This window comes from bacterium (assembly GCA_024228115.1).
Classification (GTDB): Bacteria; Myxococcota_A; UBA9160; order UBA9160; family UBA6930.
This window is the reverse complement of sequence record JAAETT010000188.1, coordinates 1-763: the sequence shown is the minus strand read 5'-3', so window position 1 is coordinate 763 and position 763 is coordinate 1. Positions and strand designations below refer to the sequence as shown.

The following is a 763-nucleotide window of genomic DNA, read 5'->3' as shown; positions in this document are numbered from 1 at the left end:
GGTTGGCGTACCTTTCAACAGGCCCTTGAGCCTCTTCTTGTCCAGGGTCATCTCTTCCTGGATGTTGATCTTCCCGGCCAACGAGGCCAGGTCCGTTTCATCGACAGTGCCCTCAGATACCAGGATCTGGCACTGAGGTGGGCGAGTCTGACCCCAACGGTCGACACGCTTCATCACTTGCTGGTTGGCTGACGGTCGGCGGCTAGGCCGAGCCAACACCACCAGATCGGCAGCTGTCAGGGTGATGCTGTCACCCCCGGCGTCAGTGACGAGGATGACTGCCAGCTCTCCACGCTGGAACATAGCGACAGTGGCGTCACGCTGGTCACCAGGGGTGTCGCCTGTAATCGTTCCTACACGGAACCCCTCGTGGCGTAGCCCATCGGCGTACATCTGCACCTCCTTGGAAGAGTAGGCGTAGATCACGAAGGGGTCCCCAGCTCTGTCAGTAGCCAGGTCCCGTAGGTACTCGAACTTGTTGGAGTTCCTCCACTGCAAGCCCGTGACCCGGTGGTCCTCGCTAACTATTGGCACCCCAGCTGCGATGTACTTCAAGACGGCGTAGTTCGGGAGGTTCCCCTGTGAGATCAGGAGCTTCTTACCGTCCTCCTGGTCGATGAGGGCTAGTGAGTCCTTGACGATCTGGTTGTACGCCTTGGTTTGTGGGCCAGTCATGGGGAGCGTGATGACCTGGGGAGGTAGGGCATCGGGGATGTCCTTACCGTGGGTCTCCTTCAGCCGGCGCAGCATCCAGGGCCGGATC

The 763-nt window shown here is 60.0% G+C and carries 1 protein-coding gene; it reads right to left on the bottom strand.

Going from position 1 to position 763, the window contains the following annotated elements; translation table 11 throughout:
- Positions 1 to 750: SWF/SNF helicase family protein (locus GY937_09345; protein MCP5056912.1), on the bottom strand; the 750-nt coding region annotated here is incomplete at its 3' end.
- Positions 751 to 763: the final 13 nt, after the last annotated feature.